Source organism: Dyella marensis (assembly GCF_049532885.1).
In the GTDB taxonomy this organism is placed as follows: Bacteria; Pseudomonadota; Gammaproteobacteria; order Xanthomonadales; family Rhodanobacteraceae; genus Dyella_D; species Dyella_D marensis.
Genome location: NZ_CP064029.1, coordinates 3558312 through 3575157, shown reverse-complemented (window position 1 = coordinate 3575157; position 16846 = coordinate 3558312). Strand labels below are relative to the sequence as shown.

13 protein-coding genes are annotated in these 16846 nt (G+C 68.6%); 4 read left to right on the top strand and 9 right to left on the bottom strand.

What is annotated here, in order from left to right:
* Positions 1–4: 4 nt before the first annotated feature.
* Positions 5–1873 carry a beta-galactosidase gene (locus ISN75_RS15415; RefSeq protein WP_343818513.1) on the top strand — a complete coding sequence of 623 codons (1869 nt, stop codon included), beginning with the start codon at positions 5–7 and terminating at the stop codon, positions 1871–1873.
* Positions 1874–2037: 164 nt separating this feature from the next.
* Here ISN75_RS15415 and ISN75_RS15410 read toward each other — a convergent pair whose 3' ends face one another.
* From ISN75_RS15410 to ISN75_RS15380, 7 genes are all read right to left on the bottom strand, one after another.
* The gene (locus ISN75_RS15410) at positions 2038–3363 is read right to left on the bottom strand and encodes a carbohydrate porin (RefSeq protein WP_343818515.1); all 1326 of its coding nucleotides are present in this window, start codon (positions 3361–3363) and stop codon (positions 2038–2040) included.
* 147 nt (positions 3364–3510) lie between these two features.
* Positions 3511–5340, bottom strand: a complete 1830-nt coding sequence (gene typA, locus ISN75_RS15405; RefSeq protein ID WP_167254027.1) for a translational GTPase TypA — start codon at positions 5338–5340, stop codon at positions 3511–3513.
* A gap of 194 nt (positions 5341–5534) precedes the next feature.
* Positions 5535–6431 (bottom strand): hydroxymethylglutaryl-CoA lyase, encoded by an 897-nt coding sequence (locus ISN75_RS15400; RefSeq protein ID WP_168646967.1) that lies wholly within the window; start codon positions 6429–6431, stop codon positions 5535–5537.
* Between the two features lie 53 nt (positions 6432–6484).
* Positions 6485–8482: an acetyl/propionyl/methylcrotonyl-CoA carboxylase subunit alpha gene (locus ISN75_RS15395; RefSeq protein ID WP_343818518.1), complete on the bottom strand. Its 1998-nt coding sequence runs from the start codon at positions 8480–8482 to the stop codon at positions 6485–6487.
* Positions 8483–8675: 193 nt separating this feature from the next.
* Entirely contained in the window at positions 8676–9194 is a 519-nt protein-coding gene (locus ISN75_RS15390; protein ID WP_343818520.1) for a cupin domain-containing protein, read from the bottom strand.
* Positions 9195–9305: 111 nt separating this feature from the next.
* Entirely contained in the window at positions 9306–9695 is a 390-nt protein-coding gene (locus ISN75_RS15385; protein ID WP_343818522.1) for a VOC family protein, read from the bottom strand.
* A 45-nt stretch (positions 9696–9740) separates the two neighbouring features.
* Entirely contained in the window at positions 9741–10535 is a 795-nt protein-coding gene (locus tag ISN75_RS15380; RefSeq protein ID WP_343818524.1) for an enoyl-CoA hydratase-related protein, read from the bottom strand.
* Positions 10536–10708: 173 nt separating this feature from the next.
* Here ISN75_RS15380 and ISN75_RS15375 point away from each other — a divergent pair, with 173 nt between their 5' ends.
* The 3 genes from ISN75_RS15375 to ISN75_RS15365 are packed head-to-tail and all read left to right on the top strand — an operon-like array spanning position 10709 to position 13124.
* Entirely contained in the window at positions 10709–10969 is a 261-nt protein-coding gene (locus tag ISN75_RS15375) for a FeoA domain-containing protein (RefSeq protein ID WP_167254040.1), read from the top strand.
* Positions 10966–12825 (top strand): ferrous iron transporter B, encoded by a 1860-nt coding sequence (feoB, locus tag ISN75_RS15370; RefSeq protein ID WP_343818527.1) that lies wholly within the window; start codon positions 10966–10968, stop codon positions 12823–12825. Before ISN75_RS15375 ends, feoB begins: the two co-directional genes overlap by 4 nt.
* The gene (locus tag ISN75_RS15365; protein ID WP_167254044.1) at positions 12822–13124 is read left to right on the top strand and encodes a DUF6587 family protein; all 303 of its coding nucleotides are present in this window, start codon (positions 12822–12824) and stop codon (positions 13122–13124) included. Before feoB ends, ISN75_RS15365 begins: the two co-directional genes overlap by 4 nt.
* A gap of 170 nt (positions 13125–13294) precedes the next feature.
* Here the strand turns inward: ISN75_RS15365 and ISN75_RS15360 are convergent, their stop codons facing one another.
* Together ISN75_RS15360 and ISN75_RS15355 are read right to left on the bottom strand one after the other, a co-directional pair.
* Positions 13295–15160 carry a J domain-containing protein gene (locus tag ISN75_RS15360; RefSeq protein WP_343818529.1) on the bottom strand — a complete coding sequence of 622 codons (1866 nt, stop codon included), beginning with the start codon at positions 15158–15160 and terminating at the stop codon, positions 13295–13297.
* Positions 15157–16839: a molecular chaperone HscC gene (locus ISN75_RS15355; protein WP_343818530.1), complete on the bottom strand. Its 1683-nt coding sequence runs from the start codon at positions 16837–16839 to the stop codon at positions 15157–15159. The genes ISN75_RS15360 and ISN75_RS15355 overlap by 4 nt, the downstream gene beginning before the upstream one ends.
* Positions 16840–16846 lie beyond the last annotated feature (7 nt).

Below are 16846 nucleotides of genomic sequence, written 5' to 3'. Positions count from 1 at the left end.
TCCCGTGCGGCGAAGAGCCTTCCTGCGCCTGAGTGCGCTCGCACCGTTGGGTGCATTGAGCCTGCGTGTCGACGCGGCAACCGCTCCGCCGAAGCATGCGGAGCCTGCGCCCGATGGCCGCGTCCATCGCTTCGCACTCGGCAAGCGCGAGTTCCTGCTGGATGGCCGTCCATTCCAGATCCGCAGCGGCGAGATGCATCCGATCCGCGTGCCGGCGGAGTACTGGACGCAGCGCATCTGCATGGTCAAGGCGATGGGCCTGAACACGGTAGCCATCTATCTGATGTGGAACGCGCTGGAACAAGAACCCGGCGTGTTCGATCTGGAAAGCGGCAACCGCGACTTCGTGCGCTTCATCAAGCTGTGCCAGCAGCAAGGCATGTGGGTGTATCTGCGGCCCGGGCCGTACGTATGCGCCGAATGGGATTTCGGCGGGCTGCCGCCGTATCTGCTGCGCGAGCCGGACATCCGCGTGCGCGACAAGGACGATCCGCGCTACATGCGGGCAGTGGCGCGTTATCTGGACACGATCGCGCCGCATATCGCGCCGCTGATGGCGGACAAGGGCGGGCCGATCCTGATGGTGCAGGTGGAGAACGAGTACGCCTCGTTCGGCGGCGACCTGGCGTATCTGCAGCGGATCCAGGCGATGTGGCGCGAGCGCGGCATCGAGGGGCCGTTCTCCATTTCGGATGGGCTGGGCACGATCCAGAAGCAGCAGACGTATCTGCCCGGCAGCGCGCTGGGCCTGGACGGCGATACCGATTTCGCCGCGGCGCAGGCGATCGCCGGCGAGGCGCCGGTGTGGGTGGGCGAGGGTTATCCCGGCTGGCTGACGCATTGGGGCGACCAGGAGTTCCAGCGCGGCGATTACGCGGCGACGCTGAAGAAGCTGATGGCCGAGGGGCGCTCGTTCAATCTGTACGTGGCGCATGGCGGCAGCAATTTCGGTTTCGGCGCGGGCGCCAATGCGGATGCCGATTACGGCAAGTTCGATCCGGTGATCACCAGCTACGACTACGGCGCGCCGATCGACGAGCGCGGCGCGGCGACGGCGGATTACCGCGAGTTCCGCCGCATCATCGGCGAGAAGCTGGCACAGCCGCTGCCGGCGGTTCCCGCGGCGCCGCCGGCGATGCGGTTCGCGAAGTTCGAGCTGCAGCCGTATGCGTCGCTGTGGGAGAACCTTACGCCAGCGAAGCCGCTCGATCAGGGGCCGGTGGCGAACGAGCTGCTGTTCGGGCAGGACCACGGCATGGTGCTGTATCGCGCGATGTCACCGAAGGGCGGGCGCCTGTCCGTCGAAGGCGTGCGCGATTACGCGACCGTGTTCGGCGCGGGGCGTTATCTCGGCTACATCTCGCGCGTGCGCAAGCCGGGCTTGCGCGAGGCCACCTACGTGGAGGTGCCGGCGCCGCATGCGCAGGATGGCGAGGCGATCGAGATCCTGGTCGACAGCTTCGGGCACGTCGGCTATGGGCAGGCGATGGCGGACCGCAAGGGCATCGTGGGTGAGATACGGCTGGATGGCGAAGTGCAGCGGCACTGGTCGGCGCATGGCTTTCCGCTCGACGATGCTTATCTGGCGGGGCTGCGTCCGCTGGCGCGCAAGCCGGAGCGGCCGGGGCTGTTCTTCAAGGGCACGCTGGCGCTGCAGAAGACGGCGGATACCTACCTGGACATGAGCGCCTGGGACAAGGGCTATGTGTGGGTGAACGGGTATCTGCTAGGAAGGTATTGGCGGATCGGGCCGCAGCAGCGGTTGTTCTGTCCTGCCTCGTGGTTGAAGGCGGGAGAGAACGAGGTGCTGGTGTTCGATATGCATCGCACGGAGGAGGCGGCGATCGAGGGATTCGAACACCTCCACGCCTAGCCGTCATTCCGGCGTAGGCCGGAATCCAGTAGCGACAGTGTTGGATTGTCGCGTCATCGCCCAAAAGCGAAATGCGTGGGCGATATCGCGACAATCGAGCCCCGACGTCACTGGATTCCGGCCTGCGCCGGAATGACGAGGATTGAGAGGTTGTCGCGGTCCCGTCAGAACTCCACGTGCGCACGCAGCGCCACGAATCTCGCCGGACCGCGGTCGCGGTTATAGCCAGGGTGCCGCACCCACTGGACATCCGGGCTCAGCGTCAGATGCTCGAACGGCACGAAGCTGTAGTACGCCTCCATGATTTGTTCGCGGCCGTAATTCAAGGCGCCGTCGCCCAGCACGAAACCGCTGCCGCCCAGCTCCAGATATTCGCGGTGCGGCGAAGACAGCGCATTGATCGCCAGGCCCAGGCTGAAGTGATCCTGCTGGCGTCCCCAATGCGTGCCGGACAGCTGGAAACCGCCGCTCAGCGTGCGATCCACTTCGGTGAACGCGAACGACTCGTTGCGCCCGTCGTTCCAGCCGGCACGCATGAATAAACCGGTTTCCCCGCCATCGGCCAGCGGCAGTTCGCCATTGAGGCCGATGCCGTACTTCTTGCGGCCGGGGCGGTCGTCCGCGCGGATATCCGGCGTGCTGCCGGTGGCCAGCGCCTGCGCTATCACGGTGCGGTACACGCCCATGCTCGCCTGGTTCTGGAACAGCAGGGCGCGCAAGGCCCAGCCATCCTTGTCCGGCTGGAGGGTCAATTCCAGCTGCTGCCCGCGCGCCTTGCGCAGCGATTCCACCAGGCGCGAGCCGTTCGCTTCGGTGGGCATGCGGTAGATGCCGTAGCGCAGGCTCCAGCCCGCTTCGACCAGGCCCAGCATCAGGCCTTCGGTGTAGCCGCGCGTGTCGGCGGCGAAATCCCAGGCCACGTTGTTGAACAGCGCCCAGTTCATGAATTGCGTGCGGGTGCCGTCGGCGTAGCGGTTCTTGTCGAAGTCGTCATTGATCGCCATCTTGCCGATCTTCACTTCGATGCGGCGCGCGGCTTCCTTGCCGGGCAGCTGGTCCATGGCGCGCTCGTTGTCCTCGGTGTCGTCGCCCAGCGGCAGGGTCCAGCGCAGGAAGCGGCGCGCGACGTAGGGCGATTTGCCCAGGTTGGCGGAGCCGGAGCGGATCACGTCGCCGTTGGGCAGGCCGGCCATGCCGGTGGCGCCGCTGACGCCCTGGCCCTTGAACATCTCCACGTCGAAGTAGAACTGGAAATGCGCGGGCAGGGCCACGCCGAAGTAGGCGCCGAAGGTGTGCGAGCGGGCGGTGTCGGTGCGTGCGCTGAGGCTGAGCGGGCCCGAGTAGGGCGAATGCACGCGGTCCTGGTGCTGGTCGATCAGGGTGTATTGCGCGCCGAGGAATTGCGGCACGAACACCGGTGCTTCGTCAGCGCGCAGGGCCGGGCCGGCGGACAGCAGGGCGGCGACTGCCAGGAAACGCAGCGATTTCATCCTTACTCCGTGGCGGCGCGGCCCATGTTTCCGCGGCAAGGCGCATGGTGGCATGCGGGTGTGGCACGTCAACGTCAACGATGTGCCGGCACCGGAAACGGAAAGGCCGCCTTGCGGCGGCCTTTCGTCAAAGCATCCAACAGCCGATCAACCGCCGCGCGAAGCCTTCTTGCGGTCGTTCTCGGTGAGGTGCTTCTTGCGCAGGCGGATTTCCTTCGGGGTGATCTCGACCAGCTCGTCGTCGTCGATGAAGTCCAGCGCCTGCTCCAGCGAGAACTTGATCGCGGGGGTGAGCTGGATCGCATCGTCCTTGCCGGAGGCGCGCATATTGGTCAGCGGCTTGGGCTTGATGGCGTTGACGGTGAGGTCGTTGTCCTTGGAGTGGATGCCGACCAGCTGGCCTTCGTACACCGCATCGCCTTCGGCGGCGAACAGCTTGCCGCGCTCCTGCAGCGGCCCCAGCGAATAGGCGGGGGTGTTGCCGGCGGCGTTGGCGATCATCACGCCGTTGAGGCGCTTGGCGATCTGGCCTTCTTCCTTCGGACCGTAGTGGTCGAACACGTGGAACAGCAGGCCCGAACCCTGGGTCAGGGTCTTGAACTGGTTCTGGAAGCCGATCAGGCCGCGCGCCGGGATCATGTACTCCAGGCGCACGCGGCCCTTGCCGTCCGGCTCCATGTTCTTGAGCTGGCCCTTGCGCACGCCCAGGCGCTCCATTACGGGGCCCTGGTGGATTTCTTCCACGTCGACCACCAGCTGCTCGATCGGCTCCATCTTCTGGCCGTCGATCTCCTTGATGATCACTTCCGGACGCGACACGGCCAGCTCGTAGCCTTCGCGGCGCATGTTCTCGATCAGCACCGACAGGTGCAGCTCGCCGCGGCCGGAAACCAGGAACTTGTCGGCGTCCGAACCCTGCTCGACGCGCAGCGCCACGTTGTGGACCTGCTCGCGCTCCAGGCGCTCCTTGATCTGGCGGCTGGTAAGGAACTTGCCGCCGGAGAGGTCCTTGTTGCCGGCGAACGGCGAGTTGTTCACCTGGAAGGTCATGCTGATGGTGGGCTCGTCCACGGTCAGCGCGGGCAGCGCCTCGGGGGTGTCGAGCGCGCACACGGTGTCGGAGATGGTCAGCTCCTGGATGCCGGAGATGGCCACGATGTCGCCGGCCTCGGCGGTCTCCTGCTCGATGCGCTCCAGGCCCATGAAGCCCAGCACCTGCAGGATCTTGCCCTGGCGCTTCTTGCCGTGGCGGTCGATCACGGCCACCGGCATGTTCTTCTTCAGGGTGCCGCGCTGGATGCGGCCGATGCCGATCACGCCGACGAAGTTGTTGTAGTCCAGCTGGCTGATGCGCATCTGGAACGGGCCTTCCGGATCGACTTCCGGCTTGGGCGCGTGCTTCATGATCGCTTCGTACAGCGGGGTCATGTCGCCTTCGCGGGTCTCGGGGTCGAGCGAGGCGTAGCCGTTCAGGGCCGAGGCGTAGACGATCGGGAAGTCCATCTGCTCCGGCGTGGCGCCGAGGCGGTCGAACAGGTCCCACACCTGCTCCACCACCCAGTCGGGGCGGGAGCCGGGGCGGTCGATCTTGTTGACCACCACGATCGGCTTGAAGCCCATCGCGAAGGCCTTCTGGGTCACGAAGCGGGTCTGCGGCATCGGGCCGTCCATCGCGTCGACCAGGATCAGCACGGTGTCGACCATCGACAGCACGCGCTCCACCTCGCCGCCGAAGTCGGCGTGTCCGGGCGTGTCCACGATGTTGATGCGGTTGCCCTGCCAGGTGATGGCGGTGTTCTTGGCCAGGATGGTGATGCCGCGTTCCTTTTCCTGGTCGTTGCTGTCCATCACGCGCTCGGCGAGCACGGTGCGCTCGGAGAGCGTGCCGGACTGCTTCAGCAGCTGGTCGACGAGCGTGGTCTTGCCGTGGTCGACGTGGGCGACGATGGCGATATTGCGCAGATTTTCGATGGACATGGAGTGGGCTCGGGCGGCCGGAATGGCCGTCGCGTGGTTTTCTCAAGGGCGAATCGGCGGATTATACGGGCTTATGTGACAACTTGCTTGTCACTGCCTGTTTTGCTCCCTCTCCCCCTCGGGGAGAGGGCCGGGGTGAGGGGCCGGGGCTCGCGAAAACGCCTGTTCGCGGCGAAGCGCCCTGAAGAGCCCATTCAGGCAGCAGTGCGCGCCCGGGTCACCCGGCTGGCGGTTTCCTTGTGCAGTTGGGCGGCCAGCCAAGCCCCCGCCGCCACCAGCAGGTCCAGGTTCACCCCGGTTTCCATGCCCATGCCGTGCAGCATGTAGACCACGTCCTCGCTGGCCACATTGCCCGTGGCGCCCTTGGCGTACGGGCAGCCGCCGGTGCCGGACACGGCGCTGTCCACCACCCGCACCCCTTCCTCGAGGCAGCTGAGGATATTGGCCAGGGCCTGGCCGTAGGTGTCGTGGAAGTGCACGGCCAGGGCGGCCATGGGCACCTCGGCCGCCACGGCCTTAAGCATGGCGCGGGCCTTGGCGGGGGTGCCGACGCCGATGGTGTCGCCCAGCGAGATCTCATGGCAGCCGAGCTGGTGCAGGCGCGCGGCCACGCGCACCACGTCCGCCACCGGCACCTCGCCCTGGTAGGGGCAGCCCAGCACCGTGGACACGTAGCCGCGCACCTTCACGCCTTCGGCCCGGGCCAGTTCCAGCACGGGGCGGAAGCGCTCGATCGATTCGTCGATGCCGGCATTGATGTTCTTGCGGTTGAACGCCTCGGAGGCCGCGGTGAACACCGCCACCTCGGTGGCGCCCACTTCGCGCGCGCGCCGGTAGCCCTGTTCGTTCGGCACCAGCACGGGGTAGCTCACCCCGGGCACCTTGCGGATGCCCTGGAACACCTCGGCGGCGTCGGCCAGCTGCGGCACCCACTTGGGGCTGACGAAGCTGGTGGCCTCGATGGTGGCCAGGCCGGTAGAGGAGAGGCGGTCGATCAGGGCGATCTTCACGTCGGCCGGGAGCATGGCCTTTTCGTTCTGCAGGCCGTCGCGGGGGCCGACTTCGACGATGCGGACGTGGTTGTCGTTCATGGCGGTGGTGACCCGTGGCAACGTGAAGGGAGATGCGTCCGGCGCGGCGCCGGTCAAGTGGCGAAGCGCACCAGCACGGCGTCGGCTTCGACGAAATCGCCCTGCGCGGCGCCGATGCTGTCGATGGTGCCGGCGCGCGGGGCCTTGAGCGCCAGTTCCATCTTCATCGCTTCCATCACCAGCAGCTCCTGGCCTTCTTCCACCTGGTCGCCCGGCCTGGCCTTGACCAGCACGATGCGGCCCGGCATCGGCGCCGCCACCTGGTTGCCGCCGCCGCCTTCCTTCGCGGCCCACTCGAACGCGGCCGCGCGCATGAACGCGTGGCGGCGGCCGTCGGCGTCGTGCAGCAGCACGCGCTGCGCATCGGCGCGCAGCGGCAGGCGCAGCGCTTCGCCGTCGAAGCGGGCGCTGAGCGCATTGCCGTCGTGGCGCGCGCCCTGCACCTGGCAGCTGGCCTCGCCGTGGCGCAATTGATAGTTGCCGTCGTGGCCGTGGGCTTCCACTTCGTAGCGCTGCTCGCGCAGCGACAGCGCCACGATGCGCTTGCCGGCATGGCCGACGCGCCAGGCGTCGGCGCGGGACCAGGGCGAATAGGGATCGCTGCCATGCGCGGCCTGCGCCGCCACGGCATGTTCGTCGTGCAGCAGCGCGGCGACGGCGGCGGCGAACAGCAGCTGCGGCGCGGGCGCGGCGTCGCCGGCCAGGAATTCCTCGAGGTGGCGGTCGAGATAGCCTGTGTCGATGCGGCCTTCCACCACCACCGGGTGGCGCGCCAGGCGCTCGAGGAAGGCGATATTGGATTTCGGCCCGGCGATCTCGCAGGCCATCAGCGCTTCGCGCAGGCGCTGCAGCGCTTGCGCGCGATCGCGGTCGTGCACGATCAGCTTGGCGATCATCGGGTCGTAGAAGATGGTGACCGTGTCGCCTTCGATCACGCCGCCGTCCAGGCGCACGTGGCGCGACGGTGCCGGCAGGCGCAGGCGCAGCAGCTTGCCGGAGCCGGGCAGGAAGTTCTGTTCCGGGTCTTCCGCATACAGGCGCACTTCGATGGCATGGCCCTGCGCGTGGATCTGATCCTGGCGCAGCGGCAGCGCTTCGCCGGCGGCCACGCGCAGCTGCCATTCGACCAGGTCGACCTTTAAGGTTTCCTCGGTGACCGGATGCTCCACCTGCAGGCGCGTATTCATTTCCATGAAGAAGAATTCGCCGCTTGGGCCGACGATGAATTCCACCGTGCCCGCGCCGACGTAATCCACCGCGCGCGCCGCGGCTACCGCCGCCTCGCCCATGGCGGCGCGGCGTTCCGGCGTGAGGAAGGGCGAGGGCGTTTCTTCCAGCACCTTCTGGTAGCGGCGCTGCGCCGAGCATTCGCGCTCGTTGAGATGGATGACGTTGCCGTGGCTGTCGCCGAACACCTGGAATTCGATATGGCGCGGATGCTCGACGTAGCGTTCCAGGATCACCCGCGTATCGCCGAAGGCATTGGCCGCCTCGCGCTGCGCGGAGGCGAGCGCGTCGGCGAATTCCTTCTCGGCGCGCACGATGCGCATGCCCTTGCCGCCGCCGCCCGCGGCGGCCTTGATCATCAGCGGGAAGCCGGTGCGGCGCGCCTGCTCGGCGAGGAAGTCCGCGTCCTGGTTGTCGCCGTGGTAGCCCGGCACCAGCGGCACCGCGTGCTTTTCCATCAGCGCCTTGGCGGCCGCCTTGGAACCCATGGCGTCGATGCTGGCCGGGCGCGGGCCGATAAAGGCGATGCCGGCCTCGGTGCAGGCGCGCGCGAAGGCGGTGTTCTCGGACAGGAAACCGTAGCCAGGATGGATGGCCTGGGCGCCGCTGCGCCGGGCTACGTCGAGGATGGCGTCGGCGCGCAGGTAGGAGTCGGCCGGACGCGGCCCGCCGATCGGCCAGGCCTCATCGGCGAGGCGCACGTGCTGCGCATCGGCATCGGCCTCGGAGTACACCGCGATGGTGTGGATGCCCAGGCGGCGGCAGGTGCGGATCACGCGGCAGGCGATCTCGCCGCGGTTGGCTATGAGTACGCGCTCGAACATGCACGGGTCCGTCGTAGGTGGGGTGCAAAGTCCGTAAAACTAGCAGAACGGGCGTTTCAGGCCGATGCGCGGCGCAGCATTCATGCGAATGGCGTAGGTTGGGGTGAGCGCAGCGAACCCCAACGATGGCGTGCCGGCGGCTATTTGTTGGGGTTCGCTGCGCTCACCCCAACCTACGTCGACGATGAGGGCGTTATTCGCCTTCCCAGTAATCCACCGACTCGCCCTGCCTCCCCACTACGCGGAAAAACTGCGGCATCCCGTCCGCCCCCGGGCCGTACTCCGCCATCACGCCGTACTTCTTGCTGTCCGGGTACTCGCACACCTCCGGATACTGCCGCGTGCTGATGCTCAGATAGCGCAGCTCCTTGTCGCTGGTGTTGGCGATCTGGTGCGCGGTCTCCGGCCCGCCGGGCGGGCAGGCGATGATGTCGCCGGCGCGGATGGGGTGGCGTTCCTCGCCGATGCGCACTTCGCCTTCGCCATCCAGCACGAAGAACATTTCCTCGTTCACGCGATGGTTGTGGAACGGATAGCCGCGCTTGCCCGGCGGCAGCACCGTCACGTTGTAGCCGAGCTTCTGCGCGCCGAGCTGCATCGAGATGCGCGCGATGCGCGGGCCGTAGCGTTCGGCGGCGGTGCCGGTGGGGGCGAAGGCGAGCGGGATGGGCTGCGGTTCGACGTCGGCGACATTGACGATTTGGCGGGCCATGGCAAGTCCTGGGTAGGTTGGGGTGAGCCGGAGGCGAACCCCAACAATGCGATGCGCGTGGAGGTGGTGGTGTCGGGGTTCGCTGCGCTCACCCCAACCTGCGCCGCGGCGTCAGGCGGGCAGGTGGCAGACGGCTTCCACGTTATGGCCGTGCAGATCCAGTACGAAAGCCGCGTAGTAGTTGTCGTGGTAATGCAGGCGCAGGCCCGGCGGGCCGTTGTCGGTGCCGCCGGCGGCCAGCGCCGCGGCGTAGAAGCGGTCGACCGCTTCGCGCGTCGGCGCCACGAAGGCCACGTGGATGGCCGACAGCGGCGCGATCGGGTCGGCGCTGATCCAGAAGCTGGGCTTGCCGTCCTTGCCGAAGCCGGCATGCGAGCGGCTGCCCGTCACTTCCTGGGTGACTTCCATCGCCAGGCCGCCGCCGAGCGGGGCCAGCACGCGTTCGTAGAAGGCCTTGCTGCGTGCGTAGTTGGAGACGGGCACGCCGATATGGTCGAGCATGGAAGCTACTCCTTGCAGGGAATGACGGTGGCTGGCGCGGCGAGTTTATGCCGGCGCGGCCCAGGCCGCAGCGCGCTTGTCGAGGAAAGCGCCGAGTCCTTCCTGGCCTTCGGCGGAAACGCGCAGGCGGGCGATCAGTTCGGCGTTCTCGCGGTCGAGGCGCTCGGCCTGCGCCTGGTCCTGCCCGGCCACGCGCAGGGCCAGCCGCTTGGCCTCGGCCTGGGCGACGGGGCCGGCCTTGGCGAACGCGGCCAGCACGGCGTCCACCGCGCCGTCCAGTTCCTGCGCCGGCACGCACTGGTGCAGCAGGCCGATGCGCTGGGCGGTGGGTGCGTCGAACAGTTCGCCGGTCAGGAACAGGCGGCGCGACTGGCGCAGGCCGATCGCGGCGATCACGTACGGCGAGATCACCGCCGGCACCAGGCCGAGCTTGACCTCGGTCAGGCCGAACTTCGCGCCGTCCACGCCGATGGCGATATCGCAGCAGGCGACCAGGCCCACGCCGCCGCCGTAGGCCGCGCCGTTGACCCGCGCGACGGTGGGCTTGGGCAGGAACTGCAGGGTGCGCATCAGCGCGGCCAGGCGCAGCGAATCCTCGCGGTTCTCCGCCTCGCTGGCCTTGGCCATGCCGCGCATCCAGTGGAGGTCGGCGCCGGCGGAGAAGCTGGCGCCCGCGCCGGTGAGCACCACCGCGCGCACGGCCGGGTCGCGGCCGGCGGCGGCGAGCGCATCGGTCAGTTCGGCGATCAGGCCGTCGTCGAAGGCGTTGTGCACCTGCGGGCGGTTCATCGCGATGGTGCGGACGCCGGCGCGATCGGCGAGCTGGAGGCTGGTGTACATGGCGGCCTGGAGGTCTGGGGAAAGCGCCTAGGTTAGTCAAAGGCGGCGGCCAACGGCCAAGGGGCAGCAAGAGCTTGCGATCCACCCGTAGGCAATGGCGCAGCCGGTGTTGATTCCCCCGTTTCCATCACAACCTGGTTACAATGCGAACCATTCTTATTTGAGTGTTGGCCGTGCGACTGTCCGACCTGCCGAAAGGGGCGCCTGCCGTGGTGGACCGAGTGGACGATGTGCTTGCCGGCGATCCGATCGCGCAACGCCTGCGCGACCTGGGTTTCGTCGCTGGCGAGCCCGTCCGTGTGGTGGCCCGCGGGCCGCTGGGCGCGGATCCGCTGCTGATCCAGATCGGCTCGACGCGCTTCGCCCTGCGCCGCAGCGAAGCGGCGCGCGTCACGGTGCGCACGGAAGAACACGTCCAAGGAGTGCACGGATGAGTGCCAGCACCCTGCGCATCGCCCTGGTGGGCAACCCCAACTGCGGCAAGACGGCGCTGTTCAACCAGCTCACCGGCGGCCGCCAGAAAGTGGCCAATTACGCCGGCGTCACCGTGGAGCGCAAGGAAGGCCGCTTCACCGCGCCCAGCGGCCGCGTACTGCACCTGATCGACCTGCCGGGCACCTACAGCTTCGACGCCACCAGCCCGGACGAGCAGATCACCCGCGACGTCTGCGCCGGCGCCTATCCGGGCGAGCCGGCACCGGATCTCATCGTCTGCGTGGCCGACGCCACCAACCTGCGCCTGCACCTGCGCTTCGTGCTGGAAGTGAAGCGCCTGGGCCGCCCGGTGGTGCTGGCGCTGAACATGATGGATACGGCGCGCCGCCGCGGCATCGATATCAACGTGGACGAACTGCAGCGCCGCCTGGGCATCCCGGTGGTCGAGACCGTCGCGGTGAAGCGCGGCGGCGCCAAGGCGCTGATCGAGCGTGTGGACGGTGCGATTCCGGAAGCGCCGGCCGCCTTGCCGGACGACCCGGCCAGCCGCGCCGACCTGCACGGCCAGGTGCGCGAGCTGCTCGCCGCCACCGTGGCGATGCCGCGCAGCACCGACGCCATCGACGACGCGCTCGACCGCTGGGCGCTGCATCCGGTGTTCGGTCTCGGCATTCTCGCGGTGCTGATGTTCCTGATCTTCCAGGCCGTGTTCTCCTGGGCGCAGCCGGTGATGGATGCCATCGCCGCCGGCGTGGCCGCGCTTGGCGGCTGGGTGACCAGCGCGCTGCCGCAGGGGAGCGCGCTGCACAGCCTGCTCAACGACGGCGTGTTCGCGGGCCTGGGCGCGGTGCTGGTGTTCCTGCCGCAGATCCTGATCCTGTTTCTGTTCATCCTGGTGCTGGAGGAATCCGGCTACCTGCCGCGCGCGGCCTTCCTGCTGGACAAGCTGATGTTCAAGGCGGGCCTGACCGGGCGCGCCTTCATTCCGCTGCTGTCGAGCTTCGCCTGCGCCATCCCCGGCATCATGGCCACGCGCAGCATCACCGACCCGCGCGACCGCCTCACCACCATCCTGGTGGCGCCGCTGATGACCTGCTCGGCGCGCCTGCCCGTGTACACGCTGCTGATCGCCGCCTTCATTCCGCAGCGCACGGTGTGGGGCATGTTCAACCTGCAGGGCATCGTGCTGTTCACGCTGTACGTGGCGGGCATCGTCAGCGCGCTCAGCGTGGCCTTCGTGATCAAGCGTTTCCGCAAGGACAAGAGCGAGCACGCGCTGCTGATGGAGCTGCCCTCGTACCGCCTGCCGAATCCGCGCGACATCGCGCTGGGCCTGTGGGAGCGCGCGCTGATCTTCCTCAAGCGCGTGGGCGGCATCATCCTGGCGCTCACCGTGCTGCTGTGGTTCCTGTCCAGCTTCCCGGCGCCGCCGGAAGGCGCCACCCAGCCGGCCATCGACTACAGCCTGGCCGGCCGCCTGGGCCGCGCGCTGCACTACGTGTTCGCGCCGATCGGCTTCAACTGGCAGATCTGCATCGCGCTGATCCCGGGCCTGGCCGCGCGCGAAGTGGCGGTGTCGGCGCTGGGCACGGTGTACGCCATGTCTGCGGCCGCGGGCGGCGACGATGCGCTGGCCAGCCAGCTCGGTCCGGTGATCGCGCAGCAGTGGTCGCTGGCCACGGCGCTGTCGCTGCTGGCCTGGTACGTGTTCGCGCCGCAGTGCATGTCGACCATGGCGGTGATCCGCCGCGAGACCAATTCCTGGCGCAACGTGGCGATCACGGCGGGTTACCTGTTCGGCCTGGCCTATCTGGCTTCGCTGATCACCTACCAGGTGGCGAGGGCGCTGTCGTGACTGCGTTCGCCATCGTGCAGGCGGTGATCATCGGCGCGCTGGTGCTGTGCAGCGCGCTGTACGCCTTTCGCAAGCTGCTGCCGGGCCTGAGCACGCGCTGGCTGGCGGCGGCTTCGGCCTCGCTCAACAAGCCGTGGCGCAAGCCCTGGCTGCGCGCCCTGGGCCGCCGGCTGCAGCCGGCGCAGGCCACCGGCAACTGCGGCGACGGCTGCGGCACCTGCGGCAGCTGCGGGCCGACGCCGCCGTCCGCGGCGCGGCCCGAGGCGCAGCCGCTGGAATTCCGTCCGCGTCAGCGTTGACGCTTCTGCTCGTCATCCCGGCGCAGGCCGGGATCCAGTGGCGTTACCGCTGGATTGTCGCGCAAGGGTGCAAGAGCTTCGGCCTTACGTCATCGCTCAGATGAGCCATGTCGCTACTGGATCCCGGCCTGCGCCGGGATGACGCTGTGTAGGCAGCGCTTCCCTATCGATCAGGCATCACCGCCGCGCCGGAAGCGCAGCTGCTTGCGCTGCTTGAACAGATCCACCATCCAGAACATTACGGCGCCCGCCGCGGGCAGCCGCGCGTCGCTCAGCAGCACCACGGCCGCGATGATCACCAGCACGCCGACCAGCGTATCCGGCAGCTTGCTCAGCCATGAGCGCTTGCCCGGATTGCGCGCGCGCATGCGCAGGAAGCCGAGGGCCAGCGCCGGTATCGCCAGCAGCTGGGCGGGGAACAGCAGGGGCTTGCCGTCGTCGATCTGGCCCAGGCTGTAGATGGCGAACGCGGCCAGCGCCAGCACGGGCACGAAGGCCATGCGCAGCAGCGGCCATGGCGTCACCGGTTGTTCCGGCTGCTGCTGCCAGCGCCAGGCCACCAGGAACAGCAGGTAGTAAGCCCAGGCGCCGGTGGCGATGCCGGCCAGGACCGGAAAAACGTTGCGGCCTTCGGGGTCGTCCACGACCGCATACAGCAGCGTGCCGGACAGCAGCAGCGCGAAGCAGCGGATCGCACCGACGATCACCCGCGGCCGCGTCACCACGAAGCGCTCGGCCGCGCCGATGCAGAAACGCGTGAGGCGCGGATCGAAGAAGCTGTCGAGCAAGGCCACGTTGCCGCCGCACAGCCGCAGCGCGAAGCGCCCGAGCGAGCTGAGCCGGTGCGGGATCAGCGCGGCGAACGCGATCCACCACCAGCGGAACGGCTGGCGCAGGCGCTGCAGTTCGCGCCAGGCCTGGTTCGGCATCGGATAGGGTTTCTTCGGATCGCGCGTGGTGGCGGCGAGCGCCTTCTTGTTGCGCTCGTGCATCAGCCAGGCCAGCTCCAGGCGCGCGGCGAAATCCTGCGGCGCCTGCCCGGCCTGCGCCAGCAGCGGGCGCAGGCCGAAGAACTGGATCAGCAGCGCGGCGCAGGCCGCGGGCATCGGCGGACGCTCCAGCCACAGCCGTTCGAACAAGGGCCGCGCGGCGGCCTGGCGCACGGCGAAGTTGCGCAGCGCCGGCTGCACGCACAGCACGGCTTCCAGCGCCGCGCGGTCGCCGGCCAGCGCCTGCGCGCTGAGCCAGGCATAGAAGCCGTCCATGTCCAGCCACTGCGCATTCGCGCCCCAGGGCTGCATGGTGGGCGAGTGGCGCTTGACCAGCTGGTAGCGCTCCTGCGCGAGGTTGCGCAGCTGGTGCAGGTGCATCGCGTCGACGCCGCTCTGGGTGTGCTCCAGATCGAAGAAGCCCAGTGTGGCGTCCATGCTCGCCGCGTCGATCGGCGGCACTTCCTGCAGCAGCCGCTGGATCAGCGCGCGCCCCACCTGCTGCTTGATCTGCAGCGACCATAGCGCGGGCTGCTCGTGCAGCCAGGTTTTCAGCTGGCGCGGGTCGCCCAGCGGCGCCAGCTTCAGATAAGCCTCGATAAAGACCTGCAGATCGAAGACCTGCGGCGCCGCGGCGGTGGGCGGCTGGCCGAACTGCACGGGGCGCCACGGCTGGTGCCTGTCCGGCACGGGCGGCGGCGGGGGCATCGGCGCGGGCGGCACGTTCGGTACATGCGGCATCTGCGGTGCGGACCGCATCGGCGGCAGCTCCGGCATAGGCGGCGGCTGGACCGGCGCGGCGATTTCTCCGGCGCGCTCCAGCTCCTCGCCGTCGTCCTCTCCGGCTTCGTCCTCGTCTGGCGCCATCGCCATCATCGCCGCGCGCGCCTGCCAGGCCAGGGCGTGCTGATACATCTCGTGCAGCTGCTGGAAGCCGGCCGGATCCTCGTCCGGACGCACCGTCCGCAGGCGCCTGGCATAAGCGCGCTTGATCTCCCGCTCGTCCGCTTCCGGCGGCAGGCCGAACCAGTCGAGCGGGGACTTCACAGGCTGGCCTCGAGCGTGTCCAGCGCCTCGCCGAAGTGGCGGCGGTGCTCGCGGATCATCTGTTCGTCCTGGCTTTCCAGGATCGAGCGGAAGCGCGCGATCCAGTGCTGCAGCTGGTCGCGTGCCTGCACGTATTCCTCGTACAGGCGTTCGGCGCGGGCGAGCATGGCGATGTTCTCCTGCTTGTCGCGCGGATGCACCTTGATGCCTTCCAGCGCCAGCAGGCGCGCGCGGATTTCCTCGGGGCTGAGCACGCCGGGGTTCTGTTCCAGCACCAGCTCGTGGCGCTCGCGCGTGGCGATCACCTCGGCTTCCACCTGCAGCACGCCGTTGACGTCGTAGGTGAAGCGCACGTTCACCGCGTTCTCCTGGGTGCTGCGCTGCGGCGGCAGGGGAATGTCCAGCTCGCCCAGCTTGATGTTGCGCTCGACCATCGGGTTCTCGCCCTGGAACACGCGCAGCTTGATTTCGCGCTGGTGGTCGCGGGTGGGATAGAACTGCTCCTCACGGCTCACCGGCACCGTGCTGTTGCGGTGGATGATCGGCGCGAAGAAGCCGTCCTGCTCGGTGCCGCCTTCGTCGCGGCGCGATACCGCGATGCCCAGCGTGTAGGGGCAGACGTCGGTGAGGATCACTTCGTCCAGGCGCTGGTCGCGCGCCTTCATGCCGGCCGCCGCGCAGGCGCCGAGCGCGATGGCCTGGTCGGGGTTGATGTGGCGCAGCGGCAGCCGGCCGAACATGCGCGAGACCAGGCGCGCCGCCAGCGGCATGCGGCTGGCGCCGCCGACCAGGATGATCTCGTCGAGCTGGTTCGGCTGCAGGCGCGCATCGCGCATGGCGCGTTCCAGCGGCGCGCGCATGCGCTGCACCAGTTCCTCGCTGAGGCGGGCGAAGCGTTCCTCGTCGATGTTCCAGGACAGCAGCTCCTCGCCGCGCTTCCAGTTCACCTGGGCCTGGCCGGCGCCGAGCTCGCGCTTGGCCTGCTCCAGGCGGCGGCGCAGCTGGCCGCGTTCCTGCGGCGACAGCTCGCCCAGCTTGTGGTCGGCATGGAAGGCCGTTTCCAGCACGTCGAGGAAATCCTCGCCGCCGAGATAGTTGTCGCCGGCGCTGGCATGCACTTCGACCACGCCGTCGAACATCTCCAGGATCGACACGTCGAAGGTGCCGCCGCCCAGGTCGAACACCAGGAAGCGCGTGCCGTCGCGCTGTTCCTGCAGGCCGTAGGCCAGCGCCGCCGCGGTGGGTTCGTTGATCAGCCGCTCCACGCGGATGCCGGCCAGCTCGCCGGCGGCGCGGGTGGCCTTGCGCTGCGCGTCGGAGAAATAGGCCGGCACGCTGATCACCGCCTCGCTCACTTTCTCGCCGGTGGCCGCCTCGGCGTCGGCGATGAGCGTGCGCAGGATCAGCGCCGAGAGTTCTTCCGGCCGGAACGTGCGGGCGCCCAGGCGGGTTTCGCGCGCGGTGCCCATCCAGCGCTTGAAGGCGGCGACGCTGTCGCCGGGGTGGCTGATCATGCGGTCGCGCGCGGCCTGGCCGACGATCACGTGGCCTTCCTCGTCGACACTCACCACCGAAGGCGTCAGCAGTTCGCCCAGCGCATTGGGAAACAGTGTTGAACCGGCTTCGCCGTAGCGGCCGACGAGCGAGTGGGTGGTGCCTAGGTCGATGCCGACGATCATGCTTGCG